General features: G+C 65.2%; 18 protein-coding genes. 10 read left to right on the top strand and 8 right to left on the bottom strand.

Going from position 1 to position 25490, the window contains the following annotated elements; translation table 11 throughout:
- The first annotated feature begins 71 nt into the window (after positions 1–71).
- From ftsZ to ligA, 5 genes are all read left to right on the top strand, one after another.
- A complete protein-coding gene (gene ftsZ, locus IVB24_RS32370) occupies positions 72–1865 on the top strand; it encodes a cell division protein FtsZ (protein ID WP_094977349.1) in 1794 nt (597 codons plus the stop codon).
- 361 nt (positions 1866–2226) lie between these two features.
- Positions 2227–3189 (top strand): UDP-3-O-acyl-N-acetylglucosamine deacetylase, encoded by a 963-nt coding sequence (lpxC, locus tag IVB24_RS32365; protein WP_247770436.1) that lies wholly within the window; start codon positions 2227–2229, stop codon positions 3187–3189.
- A 244-nt stretch (positions 3190–3433) separates the two neighbouring features.
- Positions 3434–4324 carry an outer membrane protein assembly factor BamD gene (locus tag IVB24_RS32360; protein ID WP_094977351.1) on the top strand — a complete coding sequence of 297 codons (891 nt, stop codon included), beginning with the start codon at positions 3434–3436 and terminating at the stop codon, positions 4322–4324.
- A gap of 13 nt (positions 4325–4337) precedes the next feature.
- Entirely contained in the window at positions 4338–6023 is a 1686-nt protein-coding gene (recN, locus tag IVB24_RS32355) for a DNA repair protein RecN (RefSeq protein WP_247770435.1), read from the top strand.
- A 127-nt stretch (positions 6024–6150) separates the two neighbouring features.
- Entirely contained in the window at positions 6151–8304 is a 2154-nt protein-coding gene (ligA, locus tag IVB24_RS32350) for an NAD-dependent DNA ligase LigA (RefSeq protein WP_247770434.1), read from the top strand.
- Between the two features lie 167 nt (positions 8305–8471).
- Here the strand turns inward: ligA and IVB24_RS32345 are convergent, their stop codons facing one another.
- Both IVB24_RS32345 and IVB24_RS32340 read right to left on the bottom strand, forming a co-directional pair.
- A complete protein-coding gene (locus IVB24_RS32345; RefSeq protein ID WP_247770433.1) occupies positions 8472–9746 on the bottom strand; it encodes a multidrug effflux MFS transporter in 1275 nt (424 codons plus the stop codon).
- A gap of 183 nt (positions 9747–9929) precedes the next feature.
- Complete coding sequence (locus IVB24_RS32340; RefSeq protein WP_247770432.1) at positions 9930–11759, bottom strand: aminopeptidase P family protein; 1830 nt, start codon at positions 11757–11759, stop codon at positions 9930–9932.
- A 188-nt stretch (positions 11760–11947) separates the two neighbouring features.
- Here IVB24_RS32340 and IVB24_RS32335 point away from each other — a divergent pair, with 188 nt between their 5' ends.
- Positions 11948–12127, top strand: coding sequence for a hypothetical protein (locus IVB24_RS32335; protein ID WP_094977355.1), 180 nt, complete (start codon positions 11948–11950; stop codon positions 12125–12127).
- 118 nt (positions 12128–12245) lie between these two features.
- On the opposite strand, the gene IVB24_RS32330 is transcribed toward IVB24_RS32335, so the two are convergent.
- The gene (locus IVB24_RS32330) at positions 12246–13133 is read right to left on the bottom strand and encodes a 50S ribosomal protein L11 methyltransferase (RefSeq protein WP_140480863.1); all 888 of its coding nucleotides are present in this window, start codon (positions 13131–13133) and stop codon (positions 12246–12248) included.
- Positions 13134–13287: 154 nt separating this feature from the next.
- Between IVB24_RS32330 and IVB24_RS32325 the strand changes: the two genes are divergently transcribed.
- Positions 13288–13452: a Flp family type IVb pilin gene (locus IVB24_RS32325; protein WP_162307686.1), complete on the top strand. Its 165-nt coding sequence runs from the start codon at positions 13288–13290 to the stop codon at positions 13450–13452.
- Between the two features lie 286 nt (positions 13453–13738).
- On the opposite strand, the gene IVB24_RS32320 is transcribed toward IVB24_RS32325, so the two are convergent.
- The gene (locus IVB24_RS32320; protein WP_247770431.1) at positions 13739–15349 is read right to left on the bottom strand and encodes an NAD(P)/FAD-dependent oxidoreductase; all 1611 of its coding nucleotides are present in this window, start codon (positions 15347–15349) and stop codon (positions 13739–13741) included.
- 215 nt (positions 15350–15564) lie between these two features.
- Here IVB24_RS32320 and IVB24_RS32315 point away from each other — a divergent pair, with 215 nt between their 5' ends.
- Complete coding sequence (locus IVB24_RS32315; RefSeq protein ID WP_247770430.1) at positions 15565–17844, top strand: fused MFS/spermidine synthase; 2280 nt, start codon at positions 15565–15567, stop codon at positions 17842–17844.
- Between the two features lie 18 nt (positions 17845–17862).
- Here the strand turns inward: IVB24_RS32315 and IVB24_RS32310 are convergent, their stop codons facing one another.
- Complete coding sequence (locus IVB24_RS32310; protein WP_247770429.1) at positions 17863–18798, bottom strand: glycerophosphodiester phosphodiesterase; 936 nt, start codon at positions 18796–18798, stop codon at positions 17863–17865.
- Positions 18799–19057: 259 nt separating this feature from the next.
- On the opposite strand from IVB24_RS32310, the gene IVB24_RS32305 reads away from it, so the two are divergent.
- Positions 19058–22243, top strand: a complete 3186-nt coding sequence (locus IVB24_RS32305) for a CHAT domain-containing tetratricopeptide repeat protein (protein ID WP_247770428.1) — start codon at positions 19058–19060, stop codon at positions 22241–22243.
- 25 nt (positions 22244–22268) lie between these two features.
- Here the strand turns inward: IVB24_RS32305 and IVB24_RS32300 are convergent, their stop codons facing one another.
- Entirely contained in the window at positions 22269–23054 is a 786-nt protein-coding gene (locus tag IVB24_RS32300) for a L,D-transpeptidase (RefSeq protein ID WP_247770427.1), read from the bottom strand.
- A gap of 316 nt (positions 23055–23370) precedes the next feature.
- Here IVB24_RS32300 and IVB24_RS32295 point away from each other — a divergent pair, with 316 nt between their 5' ends.
- Positions 23371–23697: a hypothetical protein gene (locus IVB24_RS32295; protein WP_247770426.1), complete on the top strand. Its 327-nt coding sequence runs from the start codon at positions 23371–23373 to the stop codon at positions 23695–23697.
- Between the two features lie 16 nt (positions 23698–23713).
- Here the strand turns inward: IVB24_RS32295 and IVB24_RS32290 are convergent, their stop codons facing one another.
- Complete coding sequence (locus tag IVB24_RS32290; protein ID WP_094977364.1) at positions 23714–24475, bottom strand: ABC transporter permease; 762 nt, start codon at positions 24473–24475, stop codon at positions 23714–23716.
- Positions 24472–25395, bottom strand: a complete 924-nt coding sequence (locus IVB24_RS32285) for an ABC transporter ATP-binding protein (RefSeq protein ID WP_094977365.1) — start codon at positions 25393–25395, stop codon at positions 24472–24474. The genes IVB24_RS32290 and IVB24_RS32285 overlap by 4 nt, the downstream gene beginning before the upstream one ends.
- Positions 25396–25490: the final 95 nt, after the last annotated feature.

Raw genomic sequence — 25490 nt, 5'->3', positions numbered from 1 at the left:
TTACCGACTTTCACCAACTCCCGCGGCCGCCGGCCGGGGCGAACCCACGCGCACGTGATCGAGAGGCAAACATGACCATCAGCATCAACGTTCCTGATATTCACGAGTTGAAGCCCCGGATCACCGTGTTCGGCGTCGGCGGCGCCGGTGGCAACGCCGTCAACAACATGATCACGGCGGGCCTCCAGGGCGTCGACTTCGTGGTCGCCAACACCGACGCGCAGGCGCTGACGATGTCGAAGGCGCAGCGCATCGTGCAGATGGGCACGGTGGTCACGCAAGGCCTCGGCGCAGGTTCGCAGCCGAACGTCGGCGCCACCGCGGCGGAAGAGGTGATGGACGAGCTGCGCGACCATCTCTCCGGTGCAAACATGGTGTTCGTCACCGCCGGCATGGGCGGCGGCACCGGCACGGGTGCTGCTCCCGTCATCGCGCGGATCGCGCGCGACATGGGCATCCTTACCGTCGGCGTCGTGACCAAGCCGTTCCATTTCGAGGGCGCCCGCCGCATGCGTACGGCCGAGGCCGGCATCGCCGAGCTGCACAAGGTCGTGGATACGCTCCTGATCATCCCGAACCAGAACCTGTTCCGGGTCGCCAACGAGAAGACCACCTTCGCCGACGCATTCGCGATGGCCGACCAGGTGCTCTATTCCGGCGTTGCCTGCATCACCGACCTGATGGTCAAGGAAGGTCTGATCAACCTCGACTTCGCCGACGTGAGAGCGGTGATGAAGGAGATGGGCAAGGCGATGATGGGCACAGGCGAGGCTTCCGGCGACAAGCGCGCACTGACCGCCGCTGAAGCCGCGATCGCCAACCCGCTGATCGACGACAGCTCGATGAAGGGCGCCAAGGGTCTTCTCATCTCCATCACCGGCGGCAAGGACCTCACGCTGTTCGAGGTTGACGAAGCCGCAACCCGCATCCGCGAGGAGGTCGACCAGGACGCCAACATCATCGTCGGCGCCACCTTCGACGAAGCGCTCGACGGCCTGATCCGCGTTTCCGTCGTTGCCACCGGCATCGAGCAGGCCGCGATCGCCCGCAACAGCCAGGCCACCAGTGCTCCGGTTGCGAACGCGGCGCCGCAGGCGCAGCAGGCTCCCGCAGCTCCGGCCGTCGCCGCCGAGAGCCGTCTTGCCGACCTGACCGCGCGGCTCCGTGCCGACAATCAGCGTATGGCTGAGCGCGCCCAGAAGCTGGAAGGCCAGGTTCCCGGCGCGGTCGCAACCGCGCCGATGGCGCCCCGTCCGAATGTCGAGCGCGCCGCGCTCGCCGCCATCGCTGCCGCCGTTGCGGATGTCCCGCAGGTTCCGGCGCCGATGCAGACCTATGGCGACGTCACTGTGCGCCCGATCGCGCAGAAGCCGACGCTGTTTCCGGAGCCCGACATGGCCCCGGTCGCGATGCAGGAGCCGATGACGCCGGAAAACTTCATCCCGCCGCAGGCCGAGCGTGCGCCGGTCCGTGCACCGCGGATGCCGCGCCTCGAGGAGCTGCCGATGCCTGCCCAGGCCGAAATTCGCCAGGCCCGCGGCGAGGTCGAAGACGAGACCCCGCAGAAGAGCCGCCTGTCGCTGCTGCAGCGCCTTGCCAACGTCGGTCTCGGCCGTCGTGATGAGGAGAGCGAGCCGCCGGTCGCAGCCCGCACCGCCGGTCCTGCGATGCCACCGCTGCCCGAGCGCCGGCAGCAGAAGACCGTGGCGCAGCAGATCGCATCGAGCGACCCGGTATCAGAGTATGCCCGCCGCCCCGCACCGCAGGGGCTGGATATGCATGGCCGTCCCGCGCCTGTTGCGCCGGCGCCACAGGGCGACGACCATCTTGATATCCCGGCCTTCCTGCGGCGGCAGGCGACCTGAGGATTGTTACAATAAGGCAGACGAAAAAAGGTCCCGGCAGCAAGCTTGCCGGGACCTTTCCTTTTATCCCGCGCATATCCGGATTGCGCATTCAAGCAACTGATTTTAAATCATTAATTACGTGTCTGGGTGTTCAGTCAAACTGCCGGAAGCGACCAAAACCGCGGCGTAATTTGGTTAAGCCTTGGCGCGAATACGGCAGGTTTGGGGTAACAATCGGTAAAAAAGCGTGAGTTGGCGCTGTTTGAGGCAGTGACTATGGTTTGCCGTGACTTGGGGATACGGATTCGCGAGCGTCGGCAGTGGCCGGCCAAGTGGGTCGAGTATAAGTCGCAGTGGGTCGTAGTGGGGCGGGTTCCTGATGAAATTTAGCCGGCAAACAACGCTTCGTGCGCAAGCCTCCGTGGCAGGCGTGGGCGTTCATTCCGGTCTTCCCGTCACTCTCACCCTTGGGCCTGCGCCAGTCGACGCGGGTTTTGTTTTTGTCCGCACCGGCCTCGAGGGAAGTGATCGCGAAGTTCAGGCGACCGCCGAGCAGGTGATCGCGACCGATTTCGCCACCGTCCTCGGCGATCGCAACGGTCCGCTGGTGTCCACAGCCGAGCACGTGCTTGCTGCACTGCGGGGCATGGGTGTTGACAACGCCACGATCGAAATCGACGGTCCCGAAGTGCCGATCATGGACGGCAGCGCCGCGGCCTTCATTGCGGCGATCGACCAGGCCGGCATCGTGACCCAGCCGGCACAGCGCCGCTTCATTCAGGTTTTGAAGCCGATCTCGGTCAAGATCGGCGACTCCTTCGGCGAGATCAGGCCCTACGCCAACGGGTTCTGCGTCGAGGTCGAGATCGATTTCACCAATTCCGTCATCGGCCAGCAGGCTTACACCTTCGACCTCAATCCGGAGCGTTTCCGCCGCGAAGTCGGCCGGGCCCGGACCTTCGGTCTGATGTGCGACGTCGCTCGGCTCTGGAGCGCGGGCTATGCCCTCGGCGCCTCCTTCGACAACACCGTCGTGTTCGACGACGAGCGGCTGCTCAACACCGAGGGCCTGCGCTACGCCGATGAATGCGCCCGCCACAAGGTGCTGGACGTGATCGGCGACCTCGCCCTGGCCGGCCTGCCGCTGCTTGGCGCCTATCGCTCGGTGCGTGGCGGCCACAAGCTCAACCATGCTGTCCTGACCGCGCTGCTTGCCGATCGTACCGCCTGGCGGGTGGTCGAGGGCGAGGCGGCTCGTCGTACCACGCGTCCCGTGGGCGAAGTCGGTCGCGGTATCGTCGGCGGCCGGATCGCTGCGGCTTACGGGCCGGACGTGTCCTGAACAGAGCTATTGCCGCGGACCTCACGCAGCGGCTTGTCCCGGAAACCCCTGGTAACCATGATTGGCTAGCATTGCGGCAAGTTCGCCTTAATCCGGGCGAAATGCCTGCCTATCCGTTTGGTTAAAGATCGCTTTTCGGATACACCGGCGTGGTCGCATGGCAGGCACCACGGTTTCATTTCGCGCCCATGACGGGGTTCATGGGCCGGCGGCACCGCATCACAGGGCGTCAGGGCTTCAATTCATGTCGGCACAGCGTATGACGCGCGGATATTTCTCGGTCTCGTCGCGAGCGCGTGGGCTGCTTCACGCCGCCACCTTCATCATACTCGCGCTGCCGCTGGCCGGCTGCGGCACCGGCTCGCTCTGGGACAAGTTCACCGCCAAGGACGACACCTTCGTCGAGGAGCCCGCTGACAAGATCTACAATGAGGGCCTGTACCTCATGAACGAGAAGAAGGACATGAAGGCGGCGAACAAGAAGTTCGAAGAGGTCGACCGCCAGCATCCTTATTCCGACTGGGCCCGAAAATCGCTGCTGATGTCCGCCTATGCGTCCTACCAGGGCGGCGACTATGACGGCTGCATCGGCGCCGCCACGCGTTACGTCACGCTGCATCCCGGCAGCCCGGATGCAGCCTATGCGCAATATCTGATCGCGGCCTCCCATTACGACCAGATCCCGGACGTCAGCCGCGACCAGGCCCGCACCGAGAAGGCGATCGCCGCGCTGGAAGAGGTGGTGCGCAAATATCCGAACTCGGAATACGCGACGTCCGCCAAGGCCAAGATCGAGGGCGCGCGCGACCAGCTTGCCGGCAAGGAAATGAATACCGGCCGCTATTACGCGCAGAAGCGCGACTACACGGCGGCGATCAACCGCTACAAGACCGTCGTCACGCAGTACCAGACCACCCGCCACGTCGAGGAGGCGCTGTTCCGGCTGACCGAGGCCTACATGGCGATCGGCATCGTCGGCGAGGCGCAGACCGCGGCGGCCGTGCTTGGGCACAATTTTCCTGACAGCCGCTGGTACAAGGACGCCTATAATCTTGTAAAATCCGGCGGTCTCGAGCCGAGCGAGAATCAGGGGTCCTGGATCAGCAAGACCTTCAAGAAGATGGGCCTCGGCTAGGAAATTTGGTTCCATGCTGGCGCGTCTATCGATCCGCGACATCGTCCTGATCGAACGGCTCGATATCGAATTCGCCACCGGCCTCGTGGTTTTGACCGGCGAGACCGGTGCGGGCAAATCCATCCTGCTCGATGCCTTTGCGCTGGCACTCGGTGGCCGCGGCGATGCGGGCCTCGTGCGCCACGGCGCGGAGCAGGGGCAGGTCACTGCCGTGTTCGATGTCCCCAAGAATCACCCCGCGACGAAAATCCTTGCCGGGAACGGCCTGGACGGCACGAGTGTCGAAGAGTCTTGCGAGATGATTCTCCGCCGCGTGCAGCTCGCCGACGGCCGCACCCGGGCCTTCATCAACGACCAATCGATCAGCGTGCAGACGCTGAAGGCGGTCGGCGCCGCCCTGGTCGAGATCCACGGCCAGCATGACGAGCGCGCGCTGGTCGACGCCGCCACCCACCGCCGCCTGCTCGACGCGTTCGCCAGCCTGGAGAAGGATGTCGCCGCGGTCGAAACGCTCTGGGACGCACGCCGCAACGCCAATACTGCGCTGGAGGAGCATCGCGCCGGCATGGAGCGCGCCGCGCGCGAGGCCGACTATCTGCGTCACGCCTCCGCCGAGCTGAAGCAGCTCGCGCCCAAGGACGGCGAGGAGACCTCGCTGGCCAACCGCCGCACCACCATGATGCAGGGCGAGAAGATCGCCTCCGATTTGCGCGAGGCGCAGGAGGCTGTCGGTGGCCACCATTCGCCGGTCTCGACGCTGTCGGCGGCCGTACGCCGGCTGGAACGCCGTGGCGTCAATTCGCCGGCGCTGGTCGAGCCCGCCGTGAAGGCGATCGACGCGGCGATCAACGCGCTGGAGGAGGCCGACCAGCATCTCCAGGCGGCACTCGCCGCGACCGATTTCGATCCGGCCGAGCTCGAACGCATCGAGGAGCGCCTGTTCGCACTTCGCGCAGCCTCGCGCAAATATTCGACGCCGGTCGACGGGCTCGCCGCGCTGGCCGCGAAATACGCCGCCGACGTCGTGCTGATAGATGCCGGCGCCTCGCGGCTGAAGAAGCTGGAGCAGGCCGCGATCGAGGCAGATGGCCGCTATGCCGCCGCCGCCAAGAAGCTGTCGCTGGCGCGGCAGAAATCGGCCGAGAAGCTCAACAAGGCGGTCAACGCCGAGCTGGCGCCGCTCAAGCTCGAACGCGCCAAGTTCATGACCCAGGTCGCGACCGACGAGGCGACGCCAGGCCCGCAAGGCTTTGACCGCGTCGAGTTCTGGGTGCAGACCAATCCGGGCACCAAGCCAGGACCGATGATGAAGGTCGCCTCCGGCGGCGAACTGTCGCGCTTCCTGCTGGCGCTCAAGGTGGTGCTGTCCGACCGCGGCTCGGCGCCGACGCTGGTGTTCGACGAGATCGACACCGGCGTGGGCGGTGCGGTCGCCGATGCCATCGGCGGGCGCCTGGCGCGGCTTGCCGGCAAGGTGCAGGTGATGGCCGTGACCCACGCCCCGCAGGTTGCCGCCCGCGCCGACCTGCATTTGCTGATCTCCAAGGACGCCCTCGACAAGGGCAAGCGCGTCGCCACCCGCGTCAATGCATTGGCCGCCGACCACCGCCGCGAGGAAATCGCCCGCATGCTGGCCGGAGCCGAAATCACGGCGGAGGCGAGGGCAGCCGCGGACCGGCTGCTCAAGGCGGCGAGCTAGGTTTCGTGTCCCGGATGCGCGCAGCGCGAGCCGGGACCCACAATGCCGCCTCGTGCTGACAGCATCCGGGGAACAAACAGCCCAACCTGCCTTTACCCTTCCGCCCGCTCCGTCGTATCCAAGCATCATGGCCAGAGCAGCAAAATCCAAAGCAACACCGCTTCGCGACGTCGCCGACCTCACCAAGGCCCAGGCCAAGGTCGAGCACATGCGGCTGGCGCTCGAGATCGAGGGACATAACGAGCGCTACTATCAGGAGGACGCGCCCACCGTCACCGACGCGGAGTACGACGCGCTGCGCCAGCGCTTCAACGCCATCGAGAAGCGCTTTCCTGAATTCGTCAGCGCGGACTCGCCCTCACAGAAGGTCGGCGCGGCGCCGTCAGGCCGCTTCAGGAAAGTCGGGCATTCCGTTCCGATGCTGTCGCTCGACAACGCCTTTGCGGAAGAGGACGTGCGCGACTTCGTCGGCCGCATCATGCGCTTCCTGAAGCTCGACGACGACAAGGTCGATTTTTCCGCCGAGCCGAAGATCGATGGCCTCTCGATGTCGCTGCGCTACGAGGGCGGTGAGCTGGTGACCGCGGCGACGCGCGGGGACGGTGCGGTCGGCGAGGATGTCACCGCCAACATCCGCACCCTCGAGGACGTGCCGCAGAAACTGGAGGGGCGGAACATCCCCGACATCTGCGAGGTGCGCGGCGAGGTCTACATGACCAAGAAGGCGTTTCTCGCGCTCAACGAGCGGCAGAAGGCAGCCGGTGACACCATCTTCGCCAATCCGCGCAATTCGGCCGCCGGCTCGCTGCGGCAGAAGGATCCGACCATCACCGCCTCGCGTCCCCTCGGCTTCTTCGCCTATGCCTGGGGCGAGATGAGCGCGATGCCGGCAGCGACGCAGAGCGGCATGATCGGCTGGTTCGAGCGCTGCGGCTTCAAGACCAATCCGCTTACCAAGCTATGCCACTCCGTCGAGGAGCTGATCGCGTTCCATCAGAGCATCGAGGAAGAGCGCGCCGAGCTCGATTACGACATCGACGGCGTCGTTTACAAGGTCGATCGCATCGACTGGCAGGAGCGTCTCGGCTTCGTCTCGCGCACGCCGCGCTGGGCGATCGCGCATAAATTCCCGGCCGAGCGGGCCATGACGGTGCTGCGCGACATCGAGATCCAGGTCGGCCGTACCGGCTCGTTCACGCCCGTCGGCAAGCTGGAGCCGGTCGGCGTCGGCGGCGTGATCGTGCAGAACGTCACGCTGCACAACGAGGATTACATCAAGGGCATCGGCAACAAGGGCGAGGTGCTGCGAGAGGGGCGGGACATCAGGATCGGCGATACCGTCGTGATCCAGCGCGCCGGCGACGTCATCCCGCAGGTGGTCGACGTCGTCCTCGACAAGCGGCCGAAGAGCGCCAGGGAATATCACTTCCCGAAGAAGTGCCCGTGCCCGCTGCACACCGACGTCGTGCGCGGCGAGACCGCCGCCGGCGAAGAGGAATCCCGCGCCCGCTGCACCGGCGAGTTCGCCTGCCCCTATCAGAAGATCGAGCATCTCAAGCTGTTCGTGTCGCGCCGCGCCTTCGACATCGACGGTCTCGGGGAGAAGCAGCTGCAGTATTTCTTCGACCAGGGATGGGTCAAGGAGCCCGCCGACATCTTCACGCTGGAGAAGCGCAACGCGAAGCTGAAGCTCGAAGAGGTCGAGGGCTACGGCGCGACCTCGGTGCGCAACCTTTTCGGCGCCATCGAGGGCCGGCGCAAGATCGCGCTGGAGCGCTTCATCTATGCGCTCGGCATGCGTCATGTCGGCGAGACCACGGCGCTGGCGCTGGCGCGCGGCTACGGCTCCTGGGGCGCCTTCCACGACGCCTGCCTCAAGGTCGCCAAGGGCGACGAGGAGGCGATGGCGGAGATGGACGCGCTCGACCAGATCGGCGACACCGTGATCAAGAGCATCGCCGATTATTTCGGCGAGAGCCACAATCGCGGCATCGTCGAGCGGCTGACCAGGGAGGTCGAGATCGTCGACGCCGAGAAGCCGAAGAGCAATTCGGCCGTCGCCGGCAAGACCGTGGTGTTCACGGGCTCGCTGGAAAAGATGACGCGCGACGAGGCGAAGGCGACGGCCGAACGGCTGGGCGCAAAGGTCTCGGGCTCGGTGTCGAAGAAGACCGATCTCGTCGTCGCCGGCCCCGGCGCGGGCTCGAAGCTCGCGGAAGCCAACAAGCACGGCGTCAAGGTGCTGACGGAAGACGAGTGGCTGAAGCTGATCGGAGAGTGAGGGACTCGCGCTCGCGCCTCTCATTCCGTTGTCATTCCCCGCGAAGGCGGGGAATCCAGTATTCCAGAGACAGCGCGAGATACGGAGAAGCCGCGGCGTACTGGATCCCCCGCCTTCGCGGCGGATGACATCGAGTATGTCGCGATGGCCCTCGCGTCCAGCGACAGCTACATCATCCCGCCCTCTTCCTCCTCGGCCCGCTCGATCAGCGTCTCGCTCACCACCACTTCGCGGCGGGGGACGACGAAGATCATCATGCAGGCACAGAGCAGCGAGATGGCAACGACGGCCGAGGTCAGCGGCAACGTCGTGGCTGAGTGGCCGCCGAGATAGGCGCCGAATTGCGACATCAGCGCGCCGATCCCCTGTTGCAGAAAGCCCATGGCGCCCGACGCCGCTCCCGCGGCTTCGGGGCGGATGCTGATCGCGCCGGCCGCGGAATTCGCCATCACGAAGGCATTGCCGACCATCACGATCATCTGCGTGCCGAACAGCCAGGCGGGCGCTTCGTTCCAGCCGGTGAAGCTCCACATCAGATTCAGGAGGCTGCCGCAGAGTTGCAGGGCGAGCCCGAACCAGATCAGCTTTTCCAGCGAATGCCGCGGCGCGAAACGTACGCAAAGCAGATTGCCGACGAGGTAGGCGAAGCCGGTGGTCGCGAACCAGGCACCGTATTCGGCGGTGGTCCGGCCCATCTGCGTCACCACGATGTAGGGGCCGCCGCCTGCGAAGGTGAAGATGATCTGCGAGGCCAGCACCTGGCACATCACATAGCCGACGAAGGCGCGGCTCTTGATCAGGATGCCGACGTCGCCACGGAAGCCGCTGCCCACGGCGCGGCTGCGCCGTGTCTCCGGCAGCGCGATGGCGATGCCGACGGCGACGACGATCGCAGCGACCGTGACGGCGTAGAAGATCGCGCGCCAGCCGAACGCCGTCTCGATCAGACCGCCGGTGAGTGGCGACACCATCTGGCCGATCATCAGCGCCGCGACCACGAGGCTGATCATGGAGGCGACGCGGTCGCGCTCGTAAATGTCGCGAATGATGGCGCGGCTGATCACCATGCCGGAGGCGCCGCCGAGCGCCTGGAAAAAGCGTGCGGCAATCAATTGCGGCAGGGTCTCGGCGAAGATGCAGCCGACGCTCGCCACGACCATCAGCGCCAGCCCTCCGAGCAGCACCGGACGCCGCCCGAACCGGTCCGACAGCGGTCCCATGATGAGCTGCGACAGCGCGATGCCGACCATGTAGAGCGACACCGTCATCTGCGCGATCGAGATGTCGCTGCCGAAATTGGTCGCGAGCACCGGCAGCGCCGGAACCAAAATGTACAACGAGATCGGGGCGATCCCGGTCATGACGACAAGCAGCAGCAGCACCCCGCGCGACGTTGCGAGGTCGCTCGCGCCTTTCGGCGGCTTGCTGATGATGCCGTGCATGCGGGTCCGTCTTTCGAATTCGAATCGACTGTAGCGCGCTCGCGCAAGACGGATATCGGCGTTTCGGAATGCGGCTATACGGATTTTGGGACGGTTATGATGAGGGCATCCGCGGAGGCGTGGCATCCAGTACGCCGCGCCCTCCCCGAACACGCCTTGCGTGCGCGTTGCGGCGGGGCGACCTTACCGCTTCAGCTCCGCGGTGGCCTGATCGAGCCAGGCCTGCGTCGCCTCATCCAGCGCCGGCCGCACCTCGGCGCGGACGCGTGCATGGTAGGCATCGAGCCAGTCCAGCTCGTCGCGGCCCAGCATCGCGACATCGATCAGCCGGCGGTCGATCGGCGCCAAGGTCAGCGTCTCGAACGCGTTCATCGGCTTCTCGGCGCCCTGGATGTCGGCGGCGACCACCAGTTCGAGGTTCTCGATGCGGATGCCGAAACCGTCGGTCTTGTAGTAGCCAGGCTCGTTGGAGAGGATCATGCCGCGCTTCAGCGGCGTGGTCCCGAGCTTCGAGATCCGTGCCGGCCCCTCGTGCACCGAGAGATAGCTGCCGACGCCGTGACCGGTGCCGTGCTCGAAATCGACGCCGGCGGCCCAGAGATATTGCCGCGCCAGCGTGTCGAGCTGCGCGCCCGTGGCGCCGTCCGGAAAGACGGCGCGCGCGATCGCGATATGGCCGCGCAGCACGCGGGTGAAGCGGTCGCGCATCTCGTCGGTCGGCTCGCCCACCGCCATGGTCCGGGTGACGTCCGTAGTGCCGTCTTCGTATTGCGCGCCGGAATCGATCAACAGGAGGTCGCCGGGCGCGATCCGCCGGTTGCTCTTGCGGGTGACGCGATAGTGCACGATGGCGCCGTTCGGGCCAGCGCCGGAGATTGTCGGGAACGAGACGTCCTTCAAGGCGCCGGTATCACGGCGGAATGTCTCCAGCGCCTCGACCGCGTCGATCTCTGTGAGCTTGCCGCTCGCGGCCTCTCGGTCGATGAAGGCGAGGAAGCGCGCCAGCGCCACGGCGTCACGCACATGGGCGGTCTTCGTGCCCTTGATCTCGGTCGCGTTCTTGACCGCCTTGAGCAGCGCGATCGGATCGCTGCCGCGCACCGGCTTGCCGCCGGCGCCCGCGATCAACCGGCTGAGCGCGTCGGCCGCGGTGGCACTGTCGAGTGCAATCGATCTGCCGCCCTTGGCGAGCGCCATCAGTGTCGGCGCCATCGCATCGGGCTCGCGCACGTCGGCGGACTGCTCGAGATGGTCGCGCGTCAGATTGGAGAGTTTGCGGTGGTCGATGAAGATGGTCGGCCGTCCCCCCTTCGGCACCAGCGCGTAAGACAGCGGCAGCGGAGTATGGGCGACGTCGGCGCCGCGGATGTTGAAGGTCCAGGCCACCGCGTGGCTGTCCGACAGCACCAGCGCGTCGGCGCCGAGCTTGCCGATTTCGGCCCTGATCTGCGTCAGCTTCTCGGTTTCAGTGACGCCGGCATTCTGCAGGCTGTGTACGGCGACGGGGGCGAACGGCGGCTGCGGGCGGTCCTGCCAGACTGCGTCGATGGGATTGCTTTCGACGGCGACCAACTCGGCGCCGGCCTTGGCGCAGGCGGCGGACAGGCGCTCGGCTGCCGCAAAAGTGTGCAGCCATGGATCGAATCCGAGGCGGTCGCCCGCTTTCAGATGCGCCGACACCCAGCTCTCCGGCGGTGGGTCGATCAGGGATTCCACGGCCCAGGCCTTGGCATCGACCTGCTTGGCGGCCTGAAGCGTGTAGCGGCCGTCGACGAACAATGCGGCCTCCTGGATCAGCACCACCGCGAGGCCCGCCGAGCCCGTGAAACCGGTCAGCCAGGCCAGCCGTTCTTCCGACGGCGGCACATATTCGTTCTGCTGCTGATCGGCGCGCGGGATCACGAAGCCGGTCAGCTTGCGACGGGCGAGTTCTTCGCGAAGTGCGGCCAGCCGCGCCGTCAATGCGACGCCGGCCTCCGGCTCCTCGAATGTCTGGAAGTGTGCTTCGAACATGGTGGACTACTTTAGGATCATGGCGACCGGTCCGCAATGTAGACGCATTTGAGGTCGCATCTGGCACAGACTGTGCTTGAATAAGTTCCATTCGAATTGAGTGGAGTAAAGGATGCAGCAGTTGCGCTTCGTCCCGATAACAGAGAAATTCGAGCAGGTGGTTCATCTCAACGGCGAGGGGACACACGATGCCAGCGTTCACGTTTGAGAAGATTACGCCCCCGGTGCGCCGCGCTCCGACTGCGGCGGCGCCGGAGAAGCCGCGCGGCGTCATCAGCCAGATGATCGAGCGTATCGCAGAGCGCCGCGCGAGGCGCGCCTTGCGGGGCGAACGCACACCGCAGCGGGACGAGAAGGCAGCGGAGTAGCGGCATTGATGATCTCGTAAGGGTGGACAAAGGCGAAGCGCCGTGCCCACCATCGATCCGCGATTGCAGATGAACATGGTGGGCACGCTTTCGCTTTGCCCACCCTACGACACCTCGCTCACCCCATCTTCCGCAGCAACAGGCTGCTCCACCCCTCGATCCGCAGATGCTTCACCGGCACGAGGCCGCGGGCGCGATAGGCGGCGATCACGGCGGGGGCCTGGTGCGTCAACAGGCCGGAGAGGATGACGCGTGCGCCGGGCGCGAGATGCCGCGCCATCGGGCCCGCCAACTGCCTGAGCGGGTTGGCGAGGATATTAGCCAGCACCAAGTCGAACGGGCCGGCCTTTCCGAAATCCGGCGCGGCGAAGCCGGTGGCGCGGATCACCCGGACCTGGTTGCCGACCTCGTTCAGCACCGCGTTCTCGGCCGCCACCCGCACCGACGGCGGGTCGATGTCGGAGGCGAGCACCGCGCGATGCAGCGCTTTCGCCGCCGCGATGCCAAGGACGCCGGTTCCGGTGCCGAGGTCGAGCAGGTTCCGCGGTCGGGAACTCTTCAGGACATGGTCAAGCAGCAGTAAACAGCCACGCGTGGTTCCGTGGTGCCCGGTGCCGAAGGCGAGCGCCGCCTCGATCTCGATCGCGAGCTTGTTCGGCGCCACACGGTCGCGGTCATGGCTACCGTGCACAACGAAGCGCCCGGCCGGGACCGGGACGAGATCTTCCAGGCTGGCCTTGACCCAGTCCTTGGCCTCGATGATGTCGAAGGCGAGCGTCGCGGCGATCTCATTTCCCGCCGAATTTACAACGAGTTCGCGCAGCCAGGCTTGGTCCGGCGCATCCGCAAAATGGAGCGTGACGTCCCATGGTCCGTCAGGCCGTTCGAAGGCGGCAACCGCCGCATCACCGTCGAAAAACACCTCGGTGAGCACGTCGACGACGCGCCTCGCGTCGGCCTCGCTGCCGATCGAAAAGCTGGCGCGATGAGTAGGAGAAGGCTGCATTCAGGGTTCCGTTGAGTTCAATTTTTGGAACTTTCGTCGCCAATTTTCCGCATAAGTTGCGGTTCCCGGATTAACCGGGCTGTAGGTTGTGTCTCGTACATTTTCGGATGTTGAAACCAACCAACACAGCTTGGAATTGTAACGGAGGCGAGTCTTGAAGCGCATGGTTCAAAAGTTCTGGTCGGACGAGTCCGGTGCAACCGCGATCGAGTACGGCCTGATTGCCGCAGGGATCGCTTTGGCGATCATCACCGTGGTGAACAGCCTGGGCGTCACCCTGAACGACAAGTTCACGTCGATTAGCACCTCCTTGAAGTAATTTCCGCCTCCATTTCCCAGCGGGGGCTGTTTTCTTCAAAGGCTATTCCTGATCACCGCCCGCGAGGGGTTTTCCCCTGGCGGGCGAGGTCGTTCTGGGGCGACCGTTCCCGGTCGATTTCACAAATTGTCCATCGCTTGCCGGGACGCCATCCACCCGCTTTTCCAGCGATTGTCCTGCCGATTTTCCACCGGCTTTCCCCAAGTTCGGTCCCGACGTTCTGGCCCACATATCCTCGGTCTGACCACAGGCCACTCAACAGCCAGTCCACAGCTCATCCACAGACCTATCCACGCGTTTTGAACAGCGACCGGTGATCCCTCAAGATCGCCTGCGCGGCGTTATGGCCGGGAGCGCCGGTGACGCCGCCGCCGGGATGGGCGCCGGAGCCGCAATGGTAGAGGCCCCTGAGCGGTCCGCGATAATCGGCATGGCCCAGCATCGGGCGCGCCGAGAACAGCTGGTTCAAGGTCAGCGCGCCATGGAAGATGTCGCCTCCCAGCAGCCCGAACTGCCGTTCGAGGTCGAGCGGGGACAGGATCTGGCGGCCCAGCACGCTCGCCGCAAAACCCGGCGCGTATCTGTCCACCGTCGCGATCATGAGATCGGCGACTTCGTCGCGATGGTCATCCCACGATCGTCCGTCGGGAAGCTCCGGCGCGACGTGCTGGCAGAACAGGCTGGCGACGTGCTTTCCAGCTGGGGCCAGCGTGTCGTCGAGCGTCGAGGGGATCAGCATCTCGACGACCGGCTCCCGGCTCCAGCCCTGCGCCCGCGCATCGAGCCAGGCGCGGTCCATGTAGCCGAGGCTTGGCGCCAGGATGATGCCGGAGCTGAGATGATCGCCCTCGCCCGGCAGCGCCGTGAACGAGGGCAGGCGATCCAGCGCAACGTTCATCCGGAAGGTGCCGGAGCCGTTCTTCCAGTGCCGGATGCGGGCGAGGAAGTCCGCAGGAAGAGCGTCGGCTGCGACCAGCCGCGTGTAGAGCAGCTTTGGATTGACATTGGCCGCGACATATTTGGCGCGGATGGCCGTGCCGTTCTCCAGCACGACGCCGACGGCGCGGTCGCGCTCGACGATGACCTCGCGGACGCCGGCATCGGTTTCGATCACGACGCCGCGGTCGCGTGCCGCGCGCGCCATCGCCTGCGTGATCGCGCCCATGCCGCCGATGGCGTGGCCCCAGACGCCCTTCTTGCCGTTCACCTCGCCGAAGGCGTGATGCAGCATCACGTAGGCCGAGCCGGCGGCGTAAGGGCTGGCATAGTTGCCGACGATGGCATCGAAGCCGAACAGCGCCTTGACCAGATCATGCTCGAAGCGTTCGTCCAGCATCTCGCCGGCGGAGCGGGTGAAGAGATCGAGCAGGCTGCGGCTCTGTTCCAGCGTGAGGCCACGCAGGATGTTGGCGCTCTTCCAGGCGTTGACGCCTTCGCGCAACGCCGCTGCGCCAAAGCCGTCGACGAGATTCGGCGGCGCGCGCAGCACGAATTGCCTGAGCACGTCGGCGATGTCTTCCAGCTCGCGCGAAAACCCGTCGAGCGCGGCTGCGTCATGCGCGCTCAGCCGCGCGACGGATGCTTTCGTCCGTCCCTCGCCGGTGAGGAGATAGCTGCCGTCGGTTGCGGGCAGAAAATTCTGGGCGCGCCGTTCGACGATCCGCAGGCCCTGTTCCGCGAGGCCGAGGTCGCGGACCACCTGCGGATTGAGCAAACTCACGGTATAGGCCGCGACCGAATTGCGGAAACCCGGGTGAAACTCCTCCGTGACCGCGGCCCCGCCGACCACCTTGCGGCGCTCGACCACCCGCACGCGCAGGCCCGCGCTCGCGAGATAGGCGGCACAGGTGAGGCCGTTATGGCCAGCGCCGATGATGAGGACGTCGGTTTCGGTCATGAAATGCAAGGCCCAGTGTGCTGTCTCTCCGGGGCTCGCGAAGCGAGAACCCGGAATCTCGAGGGTCCGGGTTCGATGCTTCGCATGGCCTGGAACCACATCTCTATATCAAGCAATCCTCGCTGCAACATCACGACGCCCTTTATTGCCCGTTCAGACGCCTTGTGCTCCATTGCGCGCATCCGGCGCCCGCCGGGTTTTGAGCCGGAGCTTCCATGGATTCGATCGTGCAACCCGCCGCCACGGAGCAGCCGTCCTCGACGCGCAACCGGCTGGTGCTGACGGTCTACACCGCCGCGATCTTCGTCAGCGCGCTGCTGCTGTTCTCGGTGCAGCCGCTGTTCACGAAGATGGTGCTGCCGCGGCTCGGCGGCTCGCCGGCAGTGTGGTCGGTGGCGATGGTGTTCTTCCAGTCGCTATTGCTGGCAGGCTACGCCTATGCCCATCTGTTGATGCAGGCGAGGAACCGCATCGTTCCGATCGCGGTGCATCTGGTGCTGCTGATCGCTGCCTTCGTGACGCTTCCGCTCGGTATTGCCTCCGCCTATGGCGAGCCGCCGGCGTCGGGCTATGCGTTCTGGTTGCTCGGTCTGTTCGTGGTTTCGATCGGCCTGCCGTTCTTCGCGCTCGCCGCCAACAATCCGCTGCTGCAGGCCTGGTTCGTCCGCACCGGTCATCCCGCCGGACACGACCCCTATTTCCTCTATGCCTCCTCCAACATCGGCAGCTTTCTCGCGCTGTTGTCCTATCCGTTCCTGCTTGAGCCGATGTTCACGCTGCATGCGCAGAACCGGCTCTGGACCGGCTTCTATGGCCTGTTGATCCTCCTGATCGCCGCCTGCGGCGTGCTGTTGTTGCGCTCGCCGAAGCTCGCAATGGTCGACGCGCGGACCGAGGACGCCAATGCGCCGGCGCCTGATATCGTGACGCGGCTGCGCTGGATCTTCCTTGCCGCGGTGCCCTCGGGACTTCTCATCGCGGTCACCGCGCACATCTCGACCGACGTCGCAGCAGCGCCGCTGCTCTGGGTGCTGCCGCTGTCGCTGTATCTGCTCACCTGGGTCGTGGTGTTCCAGTCGCGGCCGCTGCTGCCGCACAAATGGATGCTGATGCTGCAGCCGGTCGCGATCGCGGGCGTCATCGTCCTGCTCGCGTTCGGCGGCGAGCAGAATTTGCTGCTGACACTCGGTGGTCACCAATTATGCTTCTTCATCATCGCCATGGCCTGTCACGGCGAACTGGCGCGGACCCGGCCGGCGGCCAGATATCTCACCGGTTTCTACGTCGCGCTGTCGTTCGGCGGCATGGTCGGCGGTCTCTTTGCCGGCCTCGTTGCTCCCTTCACCTTCTCGTGGATCGCCGAATACCCGATCCTGATCGCGTTTGCCGCGCTGTGCCGGCCGTCCGCGAACGAGCGTCTCGCAGGTGTCGTCAAATGGTATTGGCTGGTGCTCGCCGCGCTCGCGGTGGCGCTGGTTGCGCCGTCCTATACCACTGGCAGCCCCTCGACCTGGCTGGAGGATCACCGCGTCTGGGTCGCCGGCGCCGTGGGCGTGCTCGCTGCGCTGCTCGCATTGTCGCTCAATGCCGGTCGCTGGAAGATCTTCGCCACCGTCGCGCTCGCGCTGGCGTTGATTCGGGTCTATCCGGCGGACGAGGGCCGGGTCACGACGGTGCGCAGCTTCTTCGGCGTGCACAAGATCGTGGTGACGCCAGGCGGCTATTTCCACGTGCTGATGCACGGCACCACCATTCACGGCGCCGAACGCTTCCGCAACAGTGACGGCACGCCGGTCACCGGCCGGCCCGAGCCGATCACCTATTATCAAAAGGACGGCGGCATCGGTCAGGCCGTCAGCGCGATCCGCGAGCGCAAGGGCTCGCCGCTCAAGGTCGCCGCGATCGGCGTTGGATCGGGTACGCTCGCCTGCGCCGCCGAACCCGGCGAGGACTGGAAATTCTTCGAGATCGACCAATTGATGGTGGATGCCGCGCGTGACCCCAGGAATTTCCGCTACATATCGAGCTGCCTGCCGGACATGAAGCCGGTGATCGGCGATGCGCGCCTCACCTTCGCAAAGGAGCCCGACGGCGCCTACGACCTCATCATCGTCGATGCCTATTCGTCGGATGCGATCCCGATCCATCTCGCCACCGAAGAGGCGATGAAGATCTACAAGGACAAGCTGGCTCCGCACGGTGCCGTGGTGATGCACGTCTCCAACCGGCATCTCGATCTCGAGACCGTCGTGGTCGGCATTGCCGACGCCAACGATCTCAAGAGCTGGGTCTTCAACGAGGATTCCGGGCGCGATGGCGATTACATCTTCTCGACCGACGTCGTCATCTCCGCGCGCGAGGAGACCGATGTCGGCAGGCTCGCATCCTCCAAGGTCTGGGAGCAGACCGAAGCCGACGACAGGGTGCGGGTCTGGACCGACGACTATTCCAACATCCTTGGCGCTTTGTACCGGCGTTTGAAGAATGGGGAGTAGGGCGGCACGAGACTGGAGTTACGGCGCGACCGGCGTCCCCGCCGGCAGCGTGATGCCCTTCTCGCCGGCAACCTCGCGCAGCAGGTCGGGCCGGTCGGAAATGATCCCGTCGACGCGGAGCTCCATCATCCGCGCCATGTCTTCGCGCTTGTTGACCGTCCACACCACGACGCGCAAGCCGAGCTCGTGGGCTTCCGCGATGAGTGCCGCGGTCACGTCTCCGAAATAGGGCGACCAGATCGCACCGCCCGCCGCCTTGATCGTCCGCGGCAGCGAGCCGCCGTGATCGGCCGGGCTGAAGCCCGCCGTCCAGTTGGTGGGCTTGTCCAGCGCGACTGTCTGGCCCGAGCCTCGCTGCAGCGTCAGGTACACGGTCGGAATTTTGGGTGCCTGTTGCTGGACCAGCAACAGGGCCCGCCAGTCGAACGACTGGATCAAGACGCGGTTTGAAAATCCCTCGGCTTCGATCAACCCGAGCAATTTTGCGACGAAGACTTGCGGATCGAGCGTCTCGTCCGGATGGTTCGGATCGATCTTGGTCTCGATGTTGAAACGCACGCGCGTGTTGCCGGACTTACGCACCAGCGCAAACAATTCCTTCAGCGTGGGAATGCGTGTCCCCGGTATGGTGTGCTGATCGGGGAATTGCTTCGCATAAGAACTGTCCGGCCGGATCTGGCCGACGTCATAGCTCCTGACATCAGCCAGCTTGAGCGTCACGAAAGGGGGCCCGGGCGGCGGCACATAGGCGCCACGCACATCCCGCGCGAGATCGGGATTGAGACCGCGTTCATGCGATACGACGACCTCGCCGTCGGCGGTCACCCCGACGTCGAGCTCCAGCGTGTCCACGCCCATCGTCAGCGCGTTGGCAAAGGCCGGCAGGGTATTCTCGGGCAGCAGCGCCCGTCCGCCGCGATGCGCCTCGATATCGAAAACCGGGTCATATGCCATGGCCTCTCTCGCGATGAGAAATGACAACACGGTCAGAATTGTCACGGCGCGTGATGTCATCACAGTCCCAAAGGTCAGTGGAAACAAGGTCGGTGGAAAGCTGGGCATTCAAACGCATTTTGCGCCCAGCGCCAATTCTATAGGCTTGCCGCTTGTTGAAACTCCAGGCTCCGGCCTGGGTTGCGTCCGGCCGGTGGGTATGTACTCATGCTCCTGGCCCGCTGAAATTGCCATTTGACGCGCGTGACGGGATTTTCGCATGAACCGCGCCCGCTTGTTTGTCGCATGTCTGGTTGTGGCTCTGTTGTCCGGACCGGCCTTCGCCCAGCGCGGCAATGATTTCGATTCGTTGGTCGTGCAGATGAACGCGGCCACGCAGGCCGGCCGCTGGGCCGAGGGGCTGGCCGCGGCCCAGAAGCTTGAAATCCTGGTGCGCCGCCGGCAGGGCGCCGACAATATGAATTATGCCGGGGTGCTCCACAACGAAGGCATGTATCTGCACAATCTCGGCCGTTTCCCGGAAGCGATCGAGAAGCTCAACGCGGCGCTCGGCATCAAGCTGCGTAACAACGACGTCGTCTCCACGCTGCGGACCTCGAACATCCTGGTCGGATCGCTCGGCATGCTCGAGCGCCGGACAGAGGCGACCACGGTCGCCGAGCGGGCGCTCGCGCTCGGCACCAGCGCTTTCGGCGCCAATGACGGTAGGCTCGCCGGGACGCTGTCGGCGCTCGGCGGGCTCGCGCGCGACAAGGAGAATCTTGCGGAGGCCACCGGCTATTTCGAGCGGGCACTCATCGCCCTGCAAGCCGCCAACGCGCCGCCCGTCGACGTCGCCTCCGCGCTGGACGATCTCGGAGACGCCTACGGCCTGCTCGGTCGCTTCGACGACGGCGAGCGCATGCTGAAACAAGGGCTTGACCTGCTCGATCTCAGTTTTGGCAGAGACGCCGAGACAACGATGAACTACGACAAGATACTCAACGATCTCGGCAACCTCTATCTGGATGCCGGCCGTCTGGCCGAGGCGGAGGCGTCGATGCGGCGCTCGCTCGCGATCACGCGGGCGCGACGCGGCGAGACCCATCCGAACGTCGCGGCCAGCACCGGCAACCTCGCAACCGTGCTTGAGCACGAGGCGCGTTATGCGGAGGCGGAGAAACTCTATCAGCAGACGCTGCAGGCCTACGAGCGCATCTACGGTCCGAACCATCCGACCACGGCTATCGGGCTGAACAATCTCGCCAACGCCTTTTCAGCGCAGGGCAAGCACGAGGCAGCGGCCGGTCTGCAGGAGCGGGTGCTCGCGATCTATGAAAAGTCCTTTGGCGCCGATAGCCCGGATGTCGGCCGCGCGCTGAACAATCTGGCCAACAGCTATTCGGACCTCGGGCGTAACGAACAGGCCCTCGGTCTCTACCGCCGCTCGCTCGCCGTCATTGAGCGCAAGTTCGGTGAAGGCAGCGGCCCGACCGCGCTTGCCGCCGGTTCGCTCGGGCAAGCCCTGATGGACGCTGGCCAGGTCGATGAGGCGAGACGGCTTCTGCTGCGTTGCCTCGAGATCGACGAGCGCGTACTCGGTGCCACGCATCCGCAACTCGTCAAGGACCTGCGGGCCGTCGCGCTGCTCGACCTCAGGACCGGCAACATGACCGAGGCACGCGGCCGGCTCGACCGCGCCCTTGCGATCGCGCAGGCCCGGCTCGGGCCCCGGCATCGCGATTCCATCGCCACGATGATCAACCTGGCCGACGCCGATCGCCGCGAGGGCAAGTGGCCGGATGCCCTCGCGCGGCTGCGACTCGCTGCCGCCGCGCTGAACGCAGAGAAGAATACGCAGTTCGTCCGTTTTCCCGAGCTCGATCCCTGGCTGATCGATGCGATCTGGCGCGTCTCCGACGGCAAGCCGGACAATGCCGCGAAGGACGAAGCCTTCGGCGCCGCTCAGCGCGCGCACGAGACCAGCGCGGGTGCGGCGCTGTCGCAGATGGCGGCCCGGTTCGGCGCCGGCAATGACGCGATCGCCGGACTGGTGAGGCGGCAGCAGGATCTGAAAGCGAGCCTCGAAACGCTCGAAAAGCGCGTGACGTCCGAGCTCGGGCAGGCGGACGGCAAGCGCAACGACGCACTGATCGCCAACCTGCGCGCGCAGACCGCTCAAACGCGAAAATCGCTCGAAGACGTCTCGGCCCAGCTCGACCGCAGCTTTCCGGCCTATGCTGAATTGTCCAATCCGCAACCGCTGTCCATCGCGCAAACGCAGGGGCTGCTGAAGCCCGACGAGGCTCTGGTGGCGTTCATCGTGCGCGGTGACAGGACCTACGCCTTGGCGGTGACGCGTGAGGCAAGCGCGCTGCGTCAGATCGCGCTCGGCAGCCGCGAGATCGGCGATCGTGTTGCCCATCTCCGGCTCGGGCTCGCCAATCCCGAGGCAGCCCAATCGTCATTCGACCTCGATGCGTCCTTCGAACTCTACAATGTGCTGTTCGGCCCGATATCGGCCGACATCACCGGCAAGCCAAAACTGCTGGTCGTCCCGGCCGGTGCGCTCACCAGCCTGCCGTTTCATGTGCTGGTGACGAAGCAGCCCGACACGGCGTCTGCCGACCGCTTTCGGCAGGCGGCGTGGCTGCTCAATGAGCGCGCCATCACGGTGCTACCATCGGTGCCGAGCCTGCGCGCGCTGCGCAGCTTTGCCAGGGACTCACGCGCGCAAAAACCGTTCATCGGATTTGGCGATCCGGTGTTGCGACGTTCGAGCGACAAGCGCGCGGGACGCAACGTGCAGCCGTACGAGAGCTACTATGACGGTACTTCCGTCGATATCGAGCGCCTGCGCACAGGGCTGCCTTCGCTGCCGGAAACCTCGGGCGAGCTCCAGGCCGTGGCGCGTGCGCTCGGCGCCTCGCCGCAGGACGACGTCAAGCTCGGCTCAGCCGCAACCGTAACCAGCGTGAGCGCTCTGCCGCTCGATCAATACCGTGTCGTCGATTTTGCCACCCACGGCCTCGTCGCCGGCGAGGTCAGCGGTCTCAGCGAGCCTGCGCTCGTGCTGACGCTGCCGGACAAGCCGACCAGCGACGATGACGGTCTGCTCACGGCAAGCCGCATCGCAAAACTCAAACTGGATGCCGACTGGGCGGTGCTTTCGGCCTGCAACACGGCAGCCGGCGACAAGCCTGGCGCCGAGGGCCTGTCGGGCCTTGCGCGCGCGTTCTTCTATGCCGGCGCGCGAGCGCTTCTTGTCTCGCATTGGCCGGTCGATTCAGATGCAGCCGTGCGGCTGACCACGGGGGCCTTCTCGGAGCTCGCCGCGCATCCCGGCATCGGCCGCGCCGAAGCGTTGCGCCGGTCGATGAAGGCCTTGATTGCCGACCGGTCGTCGTCCCGCAACGCCGATCCTGCCGTGTGGGCGCCGTTCGTGCTGGTGGGCGAGGGCGGCTGACGGCGCCCCTCAGATTCAGATTGCGTCAGTTCTGGTAGTAATAGCCGCGCGGCTGGTAAACCTGCCGCGGCTGCGGCTGATAGTAGTAGGTGCCCTGCTGGCCGTAGCCCTGGTCGTAGGTTGGCTGCGGCAATTGCTGATAGGCCTGCGCGCCATAGGGCCGCGTGATCGGGCGCGGCGCCGGATAGCGGGCGCCGGTGTCGCTGCCGTCGGCGGGATAGATGTAATTGTCGTCCTGCGGCATGTAGCGACGGGCGGGCTGCTGCGGCGGCGTCAGGTTCACGGGATCGCCGGTCGTCGCGTACTGCTCTTCGACAGGCTGCTGCGGCGCGCGGGCGATTGCATTGTTGGTGCGGCCGCGCGGATTGCGCGCCAGCGCCACCTGCGCCGAGCCGGTCAGCGTCACCGTGGTGTTGAGCACGCCTTGCTGCTGTACCAGCGCATAGAGCGTCGAGGCGTTCTGGCGCGACAGCCGCACGCAGCCATGGGACGCCGGCGAGCCGAGACGGCCGACCGAGTCCGTGCCATGGATGGCGTGGCCGACCTTAGTGAAGAAGATCGCGTGCGGCATTGGTGCGTCGTCGAATTCCTTGGAGTAGTGATCCTCTTCCATGCGGAAGGTGCGGAAGGAGCCGTTCGGTGTCTCGCGCGAGGGGATGCCGGTCGATACCGGCCAGTGATACCGCGCGACGCCATCGACCGCGACGGTCATCTGCTGATTGTCCTTGTCGACGGTGATCTCGACCTTGGCCTGCGCGCTGCCTGCGCTCAAAAGCATCAGGGAGGTGAAAGCGATGAAAAATGAACGCATCTGGAAACGCATTTGAATCCTGGCCTCCGGCCTGTTCACGCTAGGCGCCGCGGCTCTCCGTCCCCGGCGTGCAATATGCCTGCAATCCGGCTTTCGTTCCAGCGGCCTGCCCGCCCATCGTTAACGTGATGCCTGATCTAAGCAAGGCCGCTTTGTCCCCCTCAGCGCGCAGCGGCGCTGACATTTTCGCGAGCGGCGACCCGTTCACGACGTCGACAATTCGTCACAAAGACGCAACCATTCCGCCGTCCGGTGCGTTGATGATCCCTGCCTCGACAGGCGGCGCTCGCCGCCATTTCAGCCTTTGGGATCGAATATGAACAAAGTACGTATCGCCGCCGCGCCGTCGCCGGCCGGTTTGCTCGTCCGCCTGGCGTTCGCAGCCGCCGCCATCCTGCTCGCGCTGTCGGTGCTGCCGCAGGCCGGCCATGCCCAGGGCATCATCCGCGGTGCTCAGGAAGGCTCTCACGAGGGCAACCGGATTGGCGGCCCCGTGGGCGGTGCGGTCGGAGGCGTCGTCGGTGCCGGTGTCGGCGGTGCCGTTGGCGCGGTCGAGGGTGTGCTGGGCATTCCCCACCGTCATTACCGTCACCGCTGCCGCGGCTATTACGACGGCTACCACCGCTTCCATTGTTATCGGTGAGCCCCGGAACGACGGCTCAATTCTTCAGTCGATACCCGGTCCGGAAAATCCACCAGATCACGACGAGACAGATCACCAGGAACGCCAGCGTCATGCCGATGCTGACGGACATGCTGACGTCCGCAATCTCGTAGAAACTCCAGCGGAAGCCGGAGATCAGATAGACGACCGGGTTGAGCAGCGCCACCGTGCGCCAGGTGGGCGGCAGCATGTCGATGGAATAGAAGCTGCCGCCGAGGAAGGTCAGCGGCGTCACCACCAGCATCGGGATCATCTGCAGCTTTTCGAAGCCGTCGGCCCATATGCCGATGATGAAACCGAACAGGCTGAACGTCACCGCCGTCAGCACCAGGAAGGCCAACATCCAGACCGGATGGTGGATGTGCAGCGGCACGAAAAGGCCGGCGGTCGCCAGGATGATCAGACCCAGGATGATCGACTTGGTCGCGGCGGCGCCGACATAGCCCAGCACGATCTCGACATAGGAGATCGGCGCCGACAGGATCTCGTAGATGGTGCCGGTGAATTTCGGGAAGTAGATGCCGAACGAGGCGTTGGCGATGCTCTGGGTCAGCACCGAGAGCATGATCAGGCCCGGCACGATAAAGGTGCCATAGCTGACGCCCTCGACCTGGCTGATGCGCGAGCCGATCGCAGCGCCGAACACTACGAAATAGAGCGAGGTCGAGACCACCGGCGAGACGATGCTTTGCAGCAGCGTGCGCCAGGTGCGCGCCATTTCGAACAGATAGATGGCGCGGACAGCGCGATGGTTCATGGCGTCCTCACGAGGTCGACGAAGATGTCCTCGAGCGACGATTGCGTCGTGTCGAGATCGTTGAAGCGGATGTTAGCGTTGCGGAGGTCGCTGAGCAGGCTGGTGATGCCGGTGCGCTCCCCCTTGGTGTCGTAGTCGTAGACCAGCGTCGCCCCGTTGTCGCAGAGCTCGAGCTCATAGTGGCCGAGGCTCTCCGGCAGCGCGTCCAGCTTGCCCTGCAGATGCAGCGTCAGCCGCTTCTTGCCGAGCTTCTGCATCAAGCTCGCCTTGTCCTCGATCAGCACGATCTCACCCTTGTTGATGATGCCGATGCGATCGGCCATCTCCTCGGCTTCCTCGATGTAATGCGTGGTGAGGATGATGGTGACGCCGGATTGCTGCAGCGTGCGCACCACCTCCCACATGCCCTTGCGCAGCTCGACGTCGACGCCGGCGGTGGGCTCGTCCAGGAACAGGATCTGCGGCTCGTGCGACAGCGCCTTGGCAATCATCACGCGGCGCTTCATGCCGCCGGAGAGCGTGATGATCTTGTTGTCCTTCTTGTCCCAGAGCGAGAGGTCCTTCAGCACCTTCTCGATATGACCGGGGTTCTTCGGCTTGCCGAACAGGCCGCGGGAGAAGCTCACCGTCGCCCACACGCTCTCGAAGGCGTCGGTATGCAATTCCTGCGGCACCAGGCCGATCAGCGAGCGCGCCTTGCGGTAGGAGGTCTGGATGTTCTCGCCACCGACCAAAACCTGGCCTTCGCTGGGATTGGCGATGCCGCAGATGATCGAGATCAGCGTGGTCTTGCCGGCGCCATTGGGGCCGAGCAGCGCAAAAATCTCGCCGCGCTTGATGTCGAGATTGACGTTCTTGAGCGCCTTGAAGCCGGACCCATAGGTCTTCGACAGATTGGCGACGGAAATGATGGAGGACATGGATGGCCGTAAGGCTGAGGGGGGTAAGGCTGGGGAGGGGAAGCTGGAACCTGCCGGGAAGGCGCGGTCAGCGGAGCCCTGAGATAGGAATGCCT

The organism is Bradyrhizobium sp. 192 (assembly GCF_023100965.1).
Taxonomy (GTDB): domain Bacteria; phylum Pseudomonadota; class Alphaproteobacteria; order Rhizobiales; family Xanthobacteraceae; genus Bradyrhizobium; species Bradyrhizobium symbiodeficiens.
The sequence above is the reverse complement of the archived record's forward strand: the minus strand, read 5'-3'. Positions and strand labels throughout refer to the sequence as shown.

Excerpts from the sequence above, each read along its gene's own strand:
- ftsZ (WP_094977349.1), top strand. The coding sequence starts at position 72 with ATGACCATCAGCATCAACGTTCCTGATATTCACGAGTTGAAGCCCCGG.
- lpxC (WP_247770436.1), top strand. The coding sequence starts at position 2,227 with ATGAAATTTAGCCGGCAAACAACGCTTCGTGCGCAAGCCTCCGTGGCA.
- IVB24_RS32360 (WP_094977351.1), top strand. The coding sequence starts at position 3,434 with ATGTCGGCACAGCGTATGACGCGCGGATATTTCTCGGTCTCGTCGCGA.
- recN (WP_247770435.1), top strand. The coding sequence starts at position 4,338 with ATGCTGGCGCGTCTATCGATCCGCGACATCGTCCTGATCGAACGGCTC.
- ligA (WP_247770434.1), top strand. The coding sequence starts at position 6,151 with ATGGCCAGAGCAGCAAAATCCAAAGCAACACCGCTTCGCGACGTCGCC.
- IVB24_RS32345 (WP_247770433.1), bottom strand. The coding sequence starts at position 9,746 with ATGCACGGCATCATCAGCAAGCCGCCGAAAGGCGCGAGCGACCTCGCA.
- IVB24_RS32340 (WP_247770432.1), bottom strand. The coding sequence starts at position 11,759 with ATGTTCGAAGCACACTTCCAGACATTCGAGGAGCCGGAGGCCGGCGTC.
- IVB24_RS32335 (WP_094977355.1), top strand. The coding sequence starts at position 11,948 with ATGCCAGCGTTCACGTTTGAGAAGATTACGCCCCCGGTGCGCCGCGCT.
- IVB24_RS32330 (WP_140480863.1), bottom strand. The coding sequence starts at position 13,133 with ATGCAGCCTTCTCCTACTCATCGCGCCAGCTTTTCGATCGGCAGCGAG.
- IVB24_RS32320 (WP_247770431.1), bottom strand. The coding sequence starts at position 15,349 with ATGACCGAAACCGACGTCCTCATCATCGGCGCTGGCCATAACGGCCTC.
- IVB24_RS32315 (WP_247770430.1), top strand. The coding sequence starts at position 15,565 with ATGGATTCGATCGTGCAACCCGCCGCCACGGAGCAGCCGTCCTCGACG.
- IVB24_RS32310 (WP_247770429.1), bottom strand. The coding sequence starts at position 18,798 with ATGGCATATGACCCGGTTTTCGATATCGAGGCGCATCGCGGCGGACGG.
- IVB24_RS32305 (WP_247770428.1), top strand. The coding sequence starts at position 19,058 with ATGAACCGCGCCCGCTTGTTTGTCGCATGTCTGGTTGTGGCTCTGTTG.
- IVB24_RS32300 (WP_247770427.1), bottom strand. The coding sequence starts at position 23,054 with ATGCGTTCATTTTTCATCGCTTTCACCTCCCTGATGCTTTTGAGCGCA.
- IVB24_RS32295 (WP_247770426.1), top strand. The coding sequence starts at position 23,371 with ATGAACAAAGTACGTATCGCCGCCGCGCCGTCGCCGGCCGGTTTGCTC.
- IVB24_RS32290 (WP_094977364.1), bottom strand. The coding sequence starts at position 24,475 with ATGAACCATCGCGCTGTCCGCGCCATCTATCTGTTCGAAATGGCGCGC.
- IVB24_RS32285 (WP_094977365.1), bottom strand. The coding sequence starts at position 25,395 with ATGTCCTCCATCATTTCCGTCGCCAATCTGTCGAAGACCTATGGGTCC.